The organism is Sphingobacterium sp. 2149 (genome assembly GCF_031455655.1).
Classification (GTDB): domain Bacteria; phylum Bacteroidota; class Bacteroidia; order Sphingobacteriales; family Sphingobacteriaceae; genus Sphingobacterium.
This window is the reverse complement of record NZ_JAVDTD010000016.1, coordinates 33,677-49,345: the sequence shown is the minus strand read 5'-3', so window position 1 is coordinate 49,345 and position 15,669 is coordinate 33,677. Positions and strand designations below refer to the sequence as shown.

Here is a 15,669-nt window from a genome sequence, read left to right as displayed (position 1 = left end):
TTCCATTTTTTTTTATAAAAATTGTATCTTGCACCGCATTTTGCTATGCTATGCATAAATTAACGAAATACAAGTATTTACACAATATAAACACAATAAGCAGACTATGGGATTAATGGGCTTTTTGCGTAACAAAGCGGGTGTCATCTTGACCGCAGCTATGGCTATCGCAATTTTAGCATTTTTACTAGGCGATGTCGTTCGGGGAGGAGCTCCTTTTTGGGCGAGACATCAAAATCGTGTAGGGGAAGTCAACGGAACTGAAATTGAATATCCTGCGTTCAATCAACAAGTTGAACAAACAGAAGAAATGTTCAAACAACAAATGGGAGGTGCAGTGACTCCTCAAATGAGAACATACGCTGTTCAACAAGTTTGGAATCAATTTTTGTCAAGAGAGATCTTGAAAAAAGAGATTGAAAAAATCGGTTTGACTGTCGGTAAAGAAGAATTAAATGATTTAGTAAAAGGGCCAAATCCTTCACCTCAAATCGTTCAGGCTTTTACTAACCCACAAACGGGACAGTTTGACCATAGTCAATTGATGACCTTCTTAGGGCAGGTGAACAATAATCCTGCTGTCTACGACCAATGGAATACATTACTTGAAGGCGTTAGAGATGAACGTTTAAGCAGCAAATATGGTGAATTGCTTTCCAATAGCGTATACGTTACTTCATTGGAAGCAAACGAAGAATACCAAGAGCGCAATAAATTGGCAAACTTCAAATACATTCTTTTAGATTATGCTTCTGTCAAAGATGCAGATGCTAAATTGACGGATGCTGATTACCAAGAATATTATGATGAACATAAAAACATGTTCAAAACCCAAGAGGAAACTCGTGCAATTCAATATGTAACTGTAGATGCAAAACCTCTTGCTAAAGATTCTTTGGCCGTAAAAGAAACCATCAACAAATTGAAACAGGATTTAATCGTTGCCAAAGACGACTCCTTGTTTGCTTCGATCAATTCAGACAACAAATACCCGTTCACTTATGTGAAAAAAGGACAGTTGAGCCCTTCTTTGGATTCAGTTGTATTCAATGTGGCTGCTGGCACAACAGTTGGACCTTTTTTAAACAACAACGCGTATGAAATCGCAAAAGTTGTTTCGACGATCGTAAGTCCTGACTCTGTGAAAGCATCTCATATCTTACTAGACCCTACAGCTGAGGGTGGCGTAGATAAAGCCTTGGCGAAAGCAGATTCGATCAAAGGATTGATTCAAAAAGGAGACAATTTTGCAGCATTGGCCGTTCAGTTCAGTAAAGATCCAGAAAGCAAAACAAATGGTGGCGAACTAGGGACATTCACAAGAGGTCGTATGGTTCCTGAGTTTGAGAATGCCGTATTCGAAGGAAAAACAGGTGATATCAAAGTTGTAAAATCTCAATTTGGTGTGCATGTCATTAAAATTGAGAAACAATCAGGTAGCTCAAAATATGCGAAAGTTGCCATCATTGATAAAGTGATCAGCAGTGGAAAAGAAACATTAAACAATGCACATAGCAAAGCAACAGCATTCTTATCTGCGGCCACAGCACAGAACTTTGCTCAAGAAGCGAAAAAACTTGGTCTAGAAGCAAAAACAGCTTCACGCGTAACAGCGATGGACAATGTATTAGATGGTAATGAAGCGCCGCGTGATTTAATTAAATGGGCTTTCGAAGCGAAAAAAGGCGATATCTCAGACAAAGTATTTGAGACTGAAACTTCTTACATCTTAGCAAGTTTGGTTGATATACAACCTAAAGGAACGCTTTCTCTGGATGCCGTTAAAAAAGATATTGAGCCTGCAGTAAGAAATATGGTTAAAGCGAAGATCTTGAAAGAGAAATTTGACAAAGCTTTAGCAGGTGCATCTTCTATAGATCAGGTTGCTCAAAAAGTAGGTAAATCAGCTATTCACGTTGAAAATGTTGTCTTCGCAAACCCAGTTATCCCTGGTGTTGCATTGGAAAACAAGGTTGTAGGAACAGTTTTTGGACTTCAACCAAACAAACCTTCCAAAGCGATTGAAGGAAATACAGGTGTATATGTAGTACAGGTCAACGGTTTTACCAATCCTGCCGCTATCTCCGATATCAATGGACAAAAGAAACAAATGCTTGCAGCTAAAGCACAACGCGCTTGGGGATCTATTTTCCGCGCATTACAAGACAAAGCTGAAATCATTGACAATAGAGTGAAATTCTTTTAAAAGATTTTTAAGTAAATTTGTAGCCGGACGAATTTTCGTCCGGCTTTTTTTTGATGTAAATATGGATATTCAAACAAATATTGTCAACAAAGTTGCGCAAAGTGGGTTAGTCACAGTTGACTTGGCCAACTACCATCCTCAAGCAGACAATGTGGTATATGATATTAAGGATAATCTCTTCCATGGCTTGATTCTTAAAGAAAAGGATTTCCGCGAGTTCATTAAGACAAACGATTGGTCGCAATATGCCGGTAAACATGTAGCAATTACCTGTAGTGCAGATGCTATTGTGCCCACCTGGGCTTACATGTTATTGGCCAATAAATTGGAACCTCATGCAGCAACAATCATCTTCGGAGACGCGGATGAACTGTTACGCATGCAGTATGCTGCAGCTATTGAACAGATTGACATGGAACAATTTCGGGATCAGCGTGTAGTTGTAAAAGGATGTGGCGACACTTTTATTCCAGAGTCCGTATTTGTACAGTTTACGGTAAAACTAAGCAAGGTGGCAAAAAGTATTATGTATGGTGAGCCTTGTTCTACCGTACCTGTATTTAAACGAGTACAGCCTAAGTAATCCAATCACATCAATGTATAAGTCATTGTCTATGAACGTCTCATTTAATGTCAAAAGTTAAATTTATTTGAATGAAATTAACATTTCTTTTTCAAACAAATTTCGTAAACTTACCTACATGAAACTTATATCGACTTTGCTCTTTTACTTATCCGTGGTAGTAAGTACTGCTTTTGCTCAAGAATTACCGCATTTAAAGGAATCTGCATTTAAAGGTGGTGAGAAATTAAAGTATAAACTCCGTTATGGCTTTATTTCCGCCGCAACTGGAACATTAACTGTTGAAGACACAAAGGATGGAACTGGAAACCCTTCCTTTCATTTATATGCAGCAGGTAAGACAGCAGGTGCCTTTGCGATATATACAGTACGCAATGAATACAATTCGTATATTAACAGTAAAACATTTTTACCCTATTATTATACGGAAAACATTCGCGAAGGGGGATACAGAAGGAATGATAAGGTACGCTTTAACCAAGCGACAAATACCGTTGTCGGTAATAAAGGAACATTTAATTCGAAAGTAGATCAAACTTTTGACTTGCTTTCCTCCTACTATTTTGCGCGCAACCTGGATCTGTCAACGGTTAAACCGGGAGAATCTTTCAAGCTGACTTATTTTCTGAATGATGAGATTGCTACCTTAGGCATACAATATATTGGAATAGAAAAGATAAAAACCGAATTAGGCACATTAGAATGCCTCAAATTCAGTCCCGAAATCAAACCGGGACGTATATTTAAAAAAAATAGCAAGCTTTATTTGTGGGTAACCAATGATGGCAACCGTATTCCGGTCAAAGCCAATGTAGATATTTTAATCGGCTCCGTAACGTTAGAATTACTGGAAGCAAGCGGATTAAAGTACAAATTGGGACAACGAGCAAGCTACTCAAAATAATTAGAATGATTGAAGTAGGAAATGTATTGGTACACGAAGATCTAATCAATAATGACTTTGTGTGCAATTTATCAAAGTGCAAAGGAATCTGTTGTATTGAAGGCGATTCGGGCGCCCCGTTATTGGAAAGTGAAAAGGCCATCCTGGAGGAGATCTATCCTAAAGTAAAGCCTTATATGACAGAGAAAGGTATTGAAGCGATTGAGGAGCAAGGCAAATATGTAATTGATGTAGATGGTGATCTGACGACTACCTGTGTCGATGGAAATAAAGAGTGCGCCTATGTGACCTGGGAAAATGGCATCACAAAATGTGCTATTGAAAAAGCTTACGAACTCGGCGAGATCCATTGGCGAAAACCTGTATCATGTCACCTATACCCTATCCGGACAACACATTATCCCGAATTTGACGTACTTCACTATGACCGTTGGCATATCTGTAAAGATGCCTGTTCATTCGGGAAAGAATTGCAGGTCCCTGTCTTTAAGTTTTTAAAAGATCCGTTAATCCGCACCTACGGTGAGGAATGGTACAAAAATCTTGAGCGAGCAGCCGAAGAGTTGTCATAAAATCACTATCTTTAAGCTTTAACTATTTTGGTATTTCACCCTAATTCATGTCAAAATTAAGAGAGATTCAACGTCCTATTGTCCATGAACTTGAAGCTTTTGAGAAAAAATTCAAAGCTTCGATGAAAAGCTCCGTCCCCTTGTTGGATCGCATTACACAATACTTGATCAAACGTAAAGGCAAACAAATGCGGCCTATGTTTGTGTTCTTTTCAGCGGGCATATGTAACGGAATTAATGAATCCACTTACCGTGGTGCTGCTCTTGTAGAGTTGTTGCACACTGCCTCTTTGGTACATGACGATGTGGTGGACAATTCCTACGAACGTCGAGGATTTTTTTCGATCAATGCGCTATGGAAAAATAAAATTGCTGTTTTGGTGGGTGATTTTCTATTGTCAAGAGGTTTACTCCTTTCGGTAAAACATCAGGATTATCACTTACTAAAAATTGTATCCGAAGCTGTTGAACAGATGAGCGAAGGTGAATTGCTTCAGATCGAAAAGGCTCGTAAACTGGATATTGAAGAGTCTATTTATTTTGAAGTGATCCGAAAAAAAACAGCCTCGCTAATCGCTTCTTGCTGTGCTTGCGGGTCGGCCTCGTCAAATGCAGATCAAGGAACAGTAGATAAACTTCATCAATTTGGTGAAAAAATTGGAATTGCATTCCAGATCAAAGACGATTTGTTTGACTTTGGCTTAGATGACGTCGGCAAACCGCTCGGCAATGATATCAAAGAGAAAAAAATAACTTTACCGCTCATTTATGCATTACATCAAGTTACTGCAAGCGAAAAACGAAGAATCATTAATTTAGTTAAAAACCACAATGAGGATGCTCAAAAAGTTGCTGAAGTCATTGATTTTGTCCGTAAGAGTGGTGGGTTAGCATACGCAACAAATAAGATGCTAGAATACCAGCAAGATGCATTTCGAATATTGGAAGACTTTCCAGACAGCGAATACAAAGCCGGACTGGAGCAATTGGTAAAATACACAACAGAAAGAAAAAAATAAAATGAGTCACGAATTAATGTTTTTTGGTGGGTTCCTAATATTTATTGCGCTTATGCTTGCAATAGATCTTGGGTTATTTTCTAAAGGCGACAAACCTGTCAGCCTGAAGATGGCTAGTATTATGAGTGCCATTTGGGTCTTATTCTCTTTAGGCTTCTATTGGCTGCTACGTCACTATGGATTTGAACTGCACAATATCCATGATTTGAATCACCTCCAAGAGGTCATCGCCAAACACCACCACGATATTAAAATTATTCCCGGAGATCTAGCGGCCAGTCTCGATGTCTATAATAAGAATCTTGGTCTGGAATATCTTACCGGTTATGTTGTGGAATACGCCTTGTCAGTAGATAATATCTTTGTGATGGTCTTACTGTTCACCTCTTTCGGTATTCCAGAGCGTTATTACCATAAAGTTTTGGTTTGGGGTATTTTGGGCGCAATCATTATGCGTTTCCTATTTATATTCCTTGGCGCCACCCTTATTGCTAAGTTTGGCTGGATTCTATATGTTTTTGGCGCTTTCCTAGTCTTTACAGGTGTAAAAATGTTTATTAACCGCAACCAGGAAGAGGAAGTTGATCCACAGAATCACCCAGTCGTTAAATTCGCTTCGCGCTATTTTAAAGTAACTCCAAAATTAGATGGTGGACACTTTTTCCATGTAGAGAACGGTGTTAAATACATGACTCCGCTCTTTCTTGTATTGCTGGTAATTGAATTTACAGATCTCATTTTCGCTGTGGATTCTATTCCTGCGATTTTCTCCGTTACCAAAGATCCCTACGTTGTATTTTTTTCTAACATTTTTGCGATTCTAGGCTTACGGTCAATGTTTTTCCTATTGGTCAATATCATACACAAATTTCAATACCTCAAAGTAGGTTTAGCCTTTTTACTGGTCTTCATTGGACTAAAGATGCTGCTACACCATTGGTTGGCCGAAGTTGGTTTTACGACAACACATTCACTGATTGTTATTATCGGCATCCTCGCTTTAAGTATCATTGCCTCGCTGCTTTTTCCAAAAAAGTCTTCCATTGCTGATTAGACGAAGCTGATTGAAAAACTATGCTTATCGCTGTAAAATGTTGTCGCAAGGGGCAGCACATAATAGACTAAACATCCTATAATGGTCAGAATGAAAATTCTGGCCATTTCTATTTAACCTTAGAAAACTTCTATCATTTCTTTGCCTAGCAGGACATTAAGATACAAATAGGAGATTTTTCAGCACAATTATTTTACAGAGGAATTGATCTTACTCAATTTTATTTATTTATTTTAGCACCACATTAAATTAACAACATACTAACAATGAATTGGAATAAAACGATTGTACTAGCCGCTTCACTTTTTGCAGCGTCTTTCCAAGTACAAGCACAAGACAATTTGATCAATGCGCTAAAAGCAAATCAAAATGACAATAGCAAATCTGGATTTACCTTTACTGAAGTCATCAATCTAGGGAATACATCCATCAAAAATCAAGGTTCATCAGGTACTTGTTGGTCTTATTCAGGTAATTCTTTCCTAGAGTCTGAGATGATTCGTATGGGTAAGAAACCGGTTGAGATATCCCAAATTTATACTGCGCGGAACACATACTTAGACAAAGCACGTACCTATGTACGCCTTCATGGTGGATTGTCATTGGGCGAGGGCGGTCAATTCCATGATGTATTGAACTCCTTTCGTAAATACGGAACAATGCCACAATCGGCGTATACGGGTCTCCACTACGGTACTACCCGTAACAACTTTGGCGAAATGACTTCTATGTTGGACGCTATGTTGGGTGCAGTAGTGAAGGGCAAAACATTGACGCCAAACTGGGAGAAAGCCTATACCGCTGCCATGGATTCTTACCTTGGAGAAGTCCCTGAGCAATTTGACTATAACGGTAAATCCTACACACCACGTACCTTTGCAGATCAGGTAATCGGTATCAATCCAGACGACTATGTCGGTATTGCTTCCGTAACCGATCATCCGTATTACAGCCAGTTCGTATTGCTGATTCCAGACAACTGGTCATTCGACCGTTTTTACAATGTTAAAATGAACGATTTAACGGATATCATTGACAACGCTTTACAAAAGGGTTATACTGTGGCTTGGGCAACTGACGTATCTGAAAAAGGTTTCTCCTGGAAAAACGGGGTTGCTTATGTACCTGAAAAACCTTTCGAGGAAATGACAGAGCAAGAAAAATCAACCATGTTCGTTGGTCCTAAACCTGAATTAAAAGTTACAGCCGAAGAACGACAAAAAGCTTTTGAGAACTGGCAAACAACTGATGACCACGGTATGCATATTGTTGGTCTTGTGAAAGATCAAAATGGAAAAGAGTACTACATTGTTAAAAACTCTTGGGGAACAACAAATGACTATCATGGTTACCTTTATGCCACAAAAGAATTCGTACGTTATAAAACAACTTCTTTGATGTTACACAAAGATGGCCTAACAAAAGATTTAAAGGCTAAGATAAATATCAAATAGACGATTTATCAATCCACAAAAACACCTCTGAAATTAAAACATCCGAGGTGTTTTTGTTTTCAGATTAATTTGATAACTTAAGCATAATTATGAATCTTTTGTTGAGTGAGTATGAGAAGTATAATCGCATTGTGCCTTACGATTTTATTCGGGAATTTGGCTCACGCCCAGACTAAGGGTGTGAAATTTATAAATGGATTGAGTTGGAAACAAATAAAGGAGCGCGCAGAATCTGAAAACAAATATATCTTTGTAGAGCTATTTGCAACCTGGTGTGGTCCATGCCAATATATGAGTAATGAGATCTTTCCGTTAGAACAGGTGGGGCAGCCAATTAATGAAAACTTTATTAGTGTTAAGGTACAAATGGATTCCACAGAATCTGACAATGCCAACGTCAAAAAATGGTATGCCGATGCGCGTGCTATTTCCAATGAATATAATATTCAATCGTTTCCTACATTTCTTATTTTTAATCCCAATGGACAAGCTGTACACCGCATTGTTGGAGCAAGTGATGCGCCTGAATTTGTCGGCCATGTAATGGATGGGCTAAATCCTGAAACACAGTATTACACCCTGTTAAAAAAATTCGATAAAAGACCGCAGGATATTTACACGGCCAAGCAGATGCTAAAAGCAGCGAATATCGCCTACGATGAAAACACTGCGCGCAAGGCGGAAAATACGTTAGCAAATTCACTAGGAACAGATGAGTTGTTCAAAAAGGAGAACGTGCATATTCTATTGGCTGCAGCAAAATTTACCAATTCGAAAGCTTTCAATCTTATCCGGAACAATAAAGAAAAAATTGATATCCTATTAGAGTCACCTGGTATTGCCAACCGTACGCTGGCAAATGTTGTCGTTAACGAATTATTCCAGATTAAAATAGATGCCAAGCACGAACCTAACTGGGATAGTTATCAAAATGAACTGACGGCAAAATATCCGGACATCGATTTCGTTCCGATGTTCAAGAAGATTAGAGCACACTATTACCTTCAGGTCAAAAATTATGTGGCGATGAAGAATACCATCAATGATTATCTTTCATCAGAAGATTTTACTCCACATCAATTAAACACTTTTGCCTGGACTATCTTTAATAACAGCAGCGATCCGGCCTGTATCGAATCCGCACTAAGCTGGAGCAAAAAATCGATCATTGAAGATCCGAGCAGCGCATTCTTGGACACCTACTCCAATCTACTCTATAAAAAAGGTGAAAAAGAAAAAGCGATAAAGTGGCAAAACAAAGCCGTCGAAATGGCCAGTGAGGACGATCGTCCTATCTATCAAGAAACGCTTGAAAAGATGATGAAAGGAATAAAAACTTGGGAAAACTAAAAGCCCCCCATAAGAGCCTATGCTGATCATCTATAAAGACAAAAGTCCCGATCCAATTATGGATCGGGACTTTTATATAGATAGAGACCTCACCCTGAAGCTTCAAGCTGCCTGGTTACTTTAATGCCTTTATTCCCATGTTCCAAAGCGCAAAAGCATACTTATCCACAGTACTATTGATCAGAACTTCTGTAGACCTTCCAGCACCATGACCAGCTTTCGTCTCAATACGGATCAATACAGGATTATCACAACCTTGCTTTGCCTGCAGCTCTGAAGCAAATTTATAGGAGTGTGCTGGCACTACCCGATCATCATGATCTCCGGTAAACACCATTGTTGCTGGGTAGCAAACGCCAGATTTCACATTATGCACCGGAGAATACGCTTTCAGATAATCAAACATTTCTTTGCTATCACTGACCGTACCATAATCATAGGACCAACCTGCACCAGCCGTGAAAGTATGGTAACGTAACATATCCAAAACACCAACCTCTGGAAGAGCCACTTTGGCAATTTTAGGATCGATTGTCATTGTCGCCCCAACAAGCAAGCCGCCATTGGATCCCCCGTTTAAAGCGGTATACTCCGGTGATGTATACCCATTCTCCTGCAGGTAACGGGCAGCTGCAATAAAATCATGAAAGACATTTAATTTGTTGAACTGCCTGCCGCCATCATGCCATTTCTGACCATATTCGCCGCCGCCACGGAGATTCGGAACAGCATAAACACCACCGTTTGCTAACCACACAGCAACGGAAGTGCTGAACCCAGGGGTTAAGCTGATATTAAAGCCCCCATAACCATATACAATCGTCGGGTTTTTACCGTTCAAAGCAATCCCCTTTTTGTGGGTAATAATCATCGGAACTTTCGTACCGTCTTTCGAGGTGTAGAACACCTGTTTGGATTCATACTGATCCGAGTCAAACTTTACTTTAGGCTTGATATAAAGCGTAGCGTGCCCAGAACTCACGTCGAACTTATAGCTCGAAGACGGTGTAATGTAATTTGAAAAACCAAAATAGATTTCTTTTTCTGTCTTTTTACCCGAAAAGCCACTCGCTGTACCAATGCCAGGCAATTCTATTTGTCGAATCTTCTTACCGGTATAATCGTATTGAATCACAACAGAAACGGCATCCTTCAAATAATTTGCAAAAAGATAGCCCCCTCCAGTACTGATCGAAAGGACATTTTCAGTCTCTGGAATAACATCTTTCCAATTCTCTTTTGCAGGATTCTTCAAATCTACTTTAACCAAACGGTTGTTGGCAGCCTTATAATTTGTCTCCAATAAGAAACTGTCACCAATATTGTCAACGACACCTGTGTTGGCATCAAAATGGTCCTGCAAGCAAATAATCTTGCTATTCGGCTGCTTGAGATCCTGATAATACAGTTCATTTCCCGTTGTCGTATTTGCGGCGGAGATAATTAGGTACCGTTGATCATCTGTCAATGAAGCACCTACATAACGCCTCGGTGTTGCAGAACCTCCAAAAATCAATTTATCTTCAGACTGTGCTGTGTTGAGTTTATGGTAAAATAATTTATGTTGATCTGTTTTTTCAGAAAGTTCAGACCCCTTTGGCTTATCGTAGCTTGAATAATAAAACCCATCATTTCCTTTCCATGCGATACCGGAGAATTTGACATCTATGAGGGTGGCCCCCACAGGTGACTTATCTTTGGCATTCAGCACAATGACTTTCCGCCAGTCTGATCCGCCTTCAGAAATAGAATAGGCGACTAGGCTACCATCTTTAGAAAATGAAACGTCCGCTAATGAAGTCGATCCATCTTTCGAGAAAGTATTTGGGTCCAAGAAAACTTCCTCTGTCCCTTTCTCCCCTAGTTTGCGATAAAGCAGCGCATGCTGCTGTAAGCCATTATTTTTAAAAAAATATGTATATCCACCTTCCTTAAAAGGTGTTCCTATTTTTTCATAATTCCATATTTCGGTTAATTGATCTTTCAGTTTTTTGCGGAACGGGATTGCATTCAAATAGTCAAATGTGACCTTATTCTCAGCCTCTACCCAGTTTTTTGTTTCAGCTGAACGATCATCTTCCAGCCAGCGATAGGGGTCTGCAATCTTTTCCCCCCAAAATTCATCCACGACGGTTCCTTTCGTTGTCGTGGGATATGTTAACCGTTGTCCATAACCAGTTGTCGCCGTACCTGCCATACCCATCATCATTAGGATAAGACCAAAATTTTTCTTTATCATAAAATCGTATACTTGTTTCAACCAATCTAAGTTCAATTCACCTAGTATCTGAAAATTTGAGTTGAATATAAACAAATTTATCGACCTCCTATGTTTCTCAGGCTGTATTTATCTTGCAAAGCATACCTTAAAAAGCGCGAGTTCATCGTTACCCGACGACCACAATATGGTGCGAAAAGCGCTACAACAAAATCGCTGTCTGTTTATCAGCGATAGAGCAATCGAGAAAACATCCAACAGCAGTTGCATATTTCTTCGCAGCATATTTCTTGGACAGCCGAAATTTCTTTAGATTTATTTAAATCTTGAATTACTAAACCATGTTTAAAAAAATCATATATCTTTTAGTAGGAATTTCCATGCTGCAAACGGGTGTCAGCAATGGTCAGCAACTACCGGTGGATCAACAGTATAGAGCCACCCCTACCAAGATCAATAATCTTGTTCACACCAAGCTGGATGTACGTTTTGACTATACAAATCAATTCCTCTACGGAAAAGAATGGGTTACATTGCAACCCCATTTTTATCCGACGGACTCCCTTCGCCTCGATGCAAAGGGAATGGATATCAAACAGGTGTCTTTGGTTAATGACCAGCAGCTGGTTCCATTAAAATACAACTATGATAACAACTCGCTTTTGATCAAGCTCGACCGCAAGTATCTCGCAAAAGAAAAGTACACCATTTACCTCGATTATACTGCAAAACCCAACTTATTAAAAGCACAGGGCAGTGCAGCAATCAATGATGCAAAAGGGCTTTATTTTATCAATCCTGATGAGCGTACGCCAAATAAGCCACGCCAGATATGGACACAAGGCGAAACCGAAGCATCTTCAGCCTGGTTTCCGACAATCGATCGTCCAAATCAAAAAACCACGGCCGAAATCTCCATGACTGTCCTTGATAACTATGTGAGTTTATCGAATGGAGCGTTGATAAACCAAGAGAAGAATCAGGATGGTACACGCACGGATACCTGGAAAATGGATCTACCACATGCTCCCTACCTGTTTATGATGGCCGTTGGCGATTTCAAAATCTATGCCGATAAGTACAACAATATCCCCGTTGACTATTACCTAGAGCCGAAATATGCGCCCTATGCCAAAGATATTTTTGGGAAGACGCCGGCCATGATGGACTTCTATAGCAAAACGCTGGGCGTCCCTTACCCATGGAATAAATATGCACAGATCGTCTGTCGTGATTATGTTTCAGGTGCAATGGAAAACACCAGTGCAACATTGCATGGGGAACATGTACAAAAGACGAAACGTGAATTGTTGGACGATAATCAGGAGGGAACGATCGCCCATGAACTTTTTCACCAGTGGTTTGGCGATTTGGTCACAGCAGAATCTTGGTCCAATCTGACCATGAATGAGTCTTTCGCCACATTCGGCGAGGTTATCTGGCGTGAACACGACGCAGGTAAAGATCGTGGGGATAAATCGAGGTTTGAAAAACTCCAGTCTTACCTTAACACGACTAAACATGGAAAGAGTCCGGCTTTAGCGCGCTATTATTATCACGATAAAGAAGATATGTTCGATAACATCAGCTATGCGAAAGGATCATTGATTCTCTATGCCCTAAAGGCGCAGATGGGGGATGACGCATTCTATCAATCGCTAAAAAAATATTTGACAGACAATTCTTTTAAAACCGGCGAACCGCAACAGCTGCGTCTCGCTATGGAAGAAGTGACCGGCAAAGACTGGGCTCCGTATTTCAATCAATGGTATTACCAAGGTGGGCATCCAATTTTGAAAATTACGACAAGAACTGGAGAGAACAGTGTTATACTGAACGTAGCCCAAATTCAAGATTCTACCGTGCAGACATTCCAGGTCCCTTTGACCGTCGATATCTATACCAAAAATGGTAAGATCAGACAGCACTTTCAACTCAACAAGCGGAATGCCCAATTTATGGTTCCCGTACCTGCTGCCGTTGAATTTATCGATATTGATCCCGAAAAAGTGCTCGTTGGCCAAATTCAAATCGCTAAGTCAGCTGCCGACTATCTATATCAATATGAGCACGCCCCTTCATTTGCCAACCGCGTCGGTGCGATTGCTTATGCCTCAAAAAATCCGACAAATGCCATCAGCCAGCAAATCTTAACAAAAGCATTGGCGGATACCGATGTGGATCTTGCCGCAACAGCGATTCAAGGTCTCGATCTAAGCAATCCCGCAGTCCGCAAGTCAGCCGAAAAAACCATCTCGGCACTTGCAGAGAAGTCCGAAGCCTCTGTTATCCGTGCCTCTGCGATTCAAAAGCTTGCACAGACAAAAGATAAAAAATACAAAAGTCTAATTCTGCATGCTGTAACCGACAAATCCTATATGGTTATCGCAAGTTCAATCATGGCAATAAAAAGTGCTTATCCAGATCAACTTCAGCAGTCCTTGAAGCGCATTGATCCCGATGCTACGGAATATCTAAAAGCGCTCATCACCGAATTATCTAAATCATAGCAAAATATATTGTGGAGGCGAATTTTGTATTCGCCTCCATTTTTTTTAGTTTTGGCCACATGTCAACAAGAACAAAAATTTATTTTGCCTCCGACTTTCATCTTGGATCTTACCCCTTGGAACGCTCACGGGAAAGGGAGCTGCAAATTATACAGTGGCTGGACCAGATCAAAACAGATGCTGCACAGCTCTATCTTGTTGGTGATATTTTTGATTTCTGGTTTGAATATGCGACTGTTGTCCCAAAAGGCTATATCCGCTTTTTGGGTAAATTAGCCGAAATTGCAGATCTCGGCATCCCCATTACTTTATTTAAAGGCAACCACGATATGTGGATGTTTGATTACCTCAAAAAGGAATTGAACGTAAAAATCATAGACGATGAATTGGAAATGCAGCTCAATGGCAAAAAGTTCTATATCCACCACGGCGATGGACTAGGTTCGGGAGATTACAAATACAAAATACTCAAAAAAATATTTCGGAGCCGCATCTGTCAATGGTTATTTGCACGTTTACATCCAAATCTCGGCATTGGAATCGCAACGCGCTGGTCTAAACATAGTCGTCTGTCCAGCAATACGGACGAAAAGTTTTTGGGAGAAGACAAAGAATGGCTAATTGGCTATGCGAAGGAAGTGGAGTCTATGCAGCATCACGACTATTATATTTTTGGACATCGCCATCTTCCCTATGATATTAAGCTAAATCCCAATAGCCGCATCATAAATTTAGGCGAATGGATAAACTACCATACCTACGCCGTATGGGATGGTGAAAATTTACGTTTGGAGAAATGGGCGAGCAAATCCTAATTTCATTATCGGATTGCCTCAATGGCTATCACTTTCTTTCGGTGGAAAGCACTTCAAAATTGGAGCAGCTTAGTCAAAAGATCACAGTGAAAAGAAATAGCCTATTAATCGAACAGGACAAAACTCAAAAAGACATCTATTTTTTGGCCTCGGGTTTAGCCCGGGTGTATTACGAGACGCCCCGACGTCAAATTACCCTTGATTTTGTTTCCCCAGGAGGAACACTCATCTCCATGAATAGTTATGTGCATGATACACCAGGTTACGAAAACATCGACTTGCTGGAGGACAGTGTAGTCTATCGCATAAACCAGCAACAGCTTTTTGAACTCTACGAAAGTGATATCGCGATTGCCAACTGGGGGAGAAAGATGGCTGAACTCGAATTTATAAAAGCTGAGCACCGCACAATGGCGAAGCTTTTTAATACTGCGCAGGAGCGTTATGCGGAACTACTTCAAAAATACCCCCAATATATACAGCGCATCAAACTGGGTTACATCGCCTCCTATCTCGGTGTCAGTCAAGTTACTTTAAGTCGGATTCGAGCAAATATTCATACAAGTTTTTAACATTTGTAAAAACTATTATCGCCCAAAAGAAGGAACTTTGTATTTAAACAAAGAAAAGGGTATGAACTGGATATTTTTAATATTGGGTGGATTATGTGAAATTGGTTTCACCACCTGTTTGGGTAAAGCGAAAGATGCGACCGGGACTGGGCAATGGCTCTGGTATGGGGCTTTTGTGATCTTTCTTTTTGCGAGTATGGGCTTATTGATCAAAGCTACACAGACACTTCCTCTGGGTACAGCTTACGCTGTTTGGACGGGGATCGGAGCAGTAGGTACGGTTTTAATGGGAATCATTTTCTTCAAGGAGCCAGCAGATTTCTGGCGCATATTCTTTATTTTCACACTCATTGCCTCTATTGTGGGACTAAAAGCAGTTTCCTCTCATTAATAGCCGGCTAGGTAGTTTAAA

General features: G+C 40.1%; 13 protein-coding genes. 12 read left to right on the top strand and 1 reads right to left on the bottom strand.

The features are described from left to right. Positions 1-106 precede the first annotated feature (106 nt). The 8 genes from J2X77_RS20890 to J2X77_RS20855 all read left to right on the top strand — a co-directional run bounded on the left by J2X77_RS20890 (position 107) and on the right by J2X77_RS20855 (position 9,142). Positions 107-2,206, top strand: a complete 2,100-nt coding sequence (locus tag J2X77_RS20890) for a SurA N-terminal domain-containing protein (RefSeq protein ID WP_310082325.1) — start codon at positions 107-109, stop codon at positions 2,204-2,206. A 61-nt stretch (positions 2,207-2,267) separates the two neighbouring features. After that, positions 2,268-2,789, top strand: a complete 522-nt coding sequence (locus J2X77_RS20885; protein WP_209578724.1) for a DUF2480 family protein — start codon at positions 2,268-2,270, stop codon at positions 2,787-2,789. Positions 2,790-2,907: 118 nt separating this feature from the next. After that, positions 2,908-3,693: a DUF3108 domain-containing protein gene (locus J2X77_RS20880; protein ID WP_209578725.1), complete on the top strand. Its 786-nt coding sequence runs from the start codon at positions 2,908-2,910 to the stop codon at positions 3,691-3,693. Positions 3,694-3,698: 5 nt separating this feature from the next. Further along, positions 3,699-4,265 carry a DUF3109 family protein gene (locus J2X77_RS20875; protein WP_209578726.1) on the top strand — a complete coding sequence of 189 codons (567 nt, stop codon included), beginning with the start codon at positions 3,699-3,701 and terminating at the stop codon, positions 4,263-4,265. A 47-nt stretch (positions 4,266-4,312) separates the two neighbouring features. After that, positions 4,313-5,284 (top strand): polyprenyl synthetase family protein, encoded by a 972-nt coding sequence (locus J2X77_RS20870; RefSeq protein ID WP_209578727.1) that lies wholly within the window; start codon positions 4,313-4,315, stop codon positions 5,282-5,284. Between the two features lies 1 nt (position 5,285). Then, complete coding sequence (locus J2X77_RS20865; protein ID WP_209578728.1) at positions 5,286-6,338, top strand: TerC family protein; 1,053 nt, start codon at positions 5,286-5,288, stop codon at positions 6,336-6,338. A gap of 266 nt (positions 6,339-6,604) precedes the next feature. Beyond that, positions 6,605-7,792, top strand: a complete 1,188-nt coding sequence (locus tag J2X77_RS20860) for a C1 family peptidase (protein ID WP_310082321.1) — start codon at positions 6,605-6,607, stop codon at positions 7,790-7,792. Between the two features lie 111 nt (positions 7,793-7,903). After that, the gene (locus tag J2X77_RS20855) at positions 7,904-9,142 is read left to right on the top strand and encodes a thioredoxin fold domain-containing protein (RefSeq protein ID WP_310082319.1); all 1,239 of its coding nucleotides are present in this window, start codon (positions 7,904-7,906) and stop codon (positions 9,140-9,142) included. 115 nt (positions 9,143-9,257) lie between these two features. Here J2X77_RS20855 and J2X77_RS20850 read toward each other — a convergent pair whose 3' ends face one another. Beyond that, positions 9,258-11,381 (bottom strand): prolyl oligopeptidase family serine peptidase, encoded by a 2,124-nt coding sequence (locus J2X77_RS20850; protein ID WP_310082318.1) that lies wholly within the window; start codon positions 11,379-11,381, stop codon positions 9,258-9,260. Positions 11,382-11,701: 320 nt separating this feature from the next. Here J2X77_RS20850 and J2X77_RS20845 point away from each other — a divergent pair, with 320 nt between their 5' ends. From J2X77_RS20845 to J2X77_RS20830, 4 genes are all read left to right on the top strand, one after another. Beyond that, a complete protein-coding gene (locus tag J2X77_RS20845) occupies positions 11,702-13,870 on the top strand; it encodes a M1 family aminopeptidase (protein ID WP_310082316.1) in 2,169 nt (722 codons plus the stop codon). 59 nt (positions 13,871-13,929) lie between these two features. After that, positions 13,930-14,685: a UDP-2,3-diacylglucosamine diphosphatase gene (locus J2X77_RS20840; protein ID WP_209578733.1), complete on the top strand. Its 756-nt coding sequence runs from the start codon at positions 13,930-13,932 to the stop codon at positions 14,683-14,685. Then, positions 14,667-15,257, top strand: coding sequence for a Crp/Fnr family transcriptional regulator (locus J2X77_RS20835; protein ID WP_209578734.1), 591 nt, complete (start codon positions 14,667-14,669; stop codon positions 15,255-15,257). The genes J2X77_RS20840 and J2X77_RS20835 overlap by 19 nt, the downstream gene beginning before the upstream one ends. Positions 15,258-15,318: 61 nt before the next feature. Next, the gene (locus J2X77_RS20830) at positions 15,319-15,648 is read left to right on the top strand and encodes a multidrug efflux SMR transporter (RefSeq protein WP_209578735.1); all 330 of its coding nucleotides are present in this window, start codon (positions 15,319-15,321) and stop codon (positions 15,646-15,648) included. The last annotated feature ends 21 nt before the right edge of the window (positions 15,649-15,669 follow it).

Bases quoted from the DNA above. Each gene is read 5' to 3' on its own strand.
- J2X77_RS20850 (WP_310082318.1), bottom strand. From the start codon at position 11,381: ATGATAAAGAAAAATTTTGGTCTTATCCTAATGATGATGGGTATGGCA.
- J2X77_RS20845 (WP_310082316.1), top strand. From the start codon at position 11,702: ATGTTTAAAAAAATCATATATCTTTTAGTAGGAATTTCCATGCTGCAA.
- J2X77_RS20890 (WP_310082325.1), top strand. From the start codon at position 107: ATGGGATTAATGGGCTTTTTGCGTAACAAAGCGGGTGTCATCTTGACC.
- J2X77_RS20830 (WP_209578735.1), top strand. From the start codon at position 15,319: ATGAACTGGATATTTTTAATATTGGGTGGATTATGTGAAATTGGTTTC.
- J2X77_RS20870 (WP_209578727.1), top strand. From the start codon at position 4,313: ATGTCAAAATTAAGAGAGATTCAACGTCCTATTGTCCATGAACTTGAA.
- J2X77_RS20855 (WP_310082319.1), top strand. From the start codon at position 7,904: ATGAGAAGTATAATCGCATTGTGCCTTACGATTTTATTCGGGAATTTG.
- J2X77_RS20885 (WP_209578724.1), top strand. From the start codon at position 2,268: ATGGATATTCAAACAAATATTGTCAACAAAGTTGCGCAAAGTGGGTTA.
- J2X77_RS20880 (WP_209578725.1), top strand. From the start codon at position 2,908: ATGAAACTTATATCGACTTTGCTCTTTTACTTATCCGTGGTAGTAAGT.
- J2X77_RS20835 (WP_209578734.1), top strand. From the start codon at position 14,667: ATGGGCGAGCAAATCCTAATTTCATTATCGGATTGCCTCAATGGCTAT.
- J2X77_RS20865 (WP_209578728.1), top strand. From the start codon at position 5,286: ATGAGTCACGAATTAATGTTTTTTGGTGGGTTCCTAATATTTATTGCG.
- J2X77_RS20860 (WP_310082321.1), top strand. From the start codon at position 6,605: ATGAATTGGAATAAAACGATTGTACTAGCCGCTTCACTTTTTGCAGCG.
- J2X77_RS20875 (WP_209578726.1), top strand. From the start codon at position 3,699: ATGATTGAAGTAGGAAATGTATTGGTACACGAAGATCTAATCAATAAT.
- J2X77_RS20840 (WP_209578733.1), top strand. From the start codon at position 13,930: ATGTCAACAAGAACAAAAATTTATTTTGCCTCCGACTTTCATCTTGGA.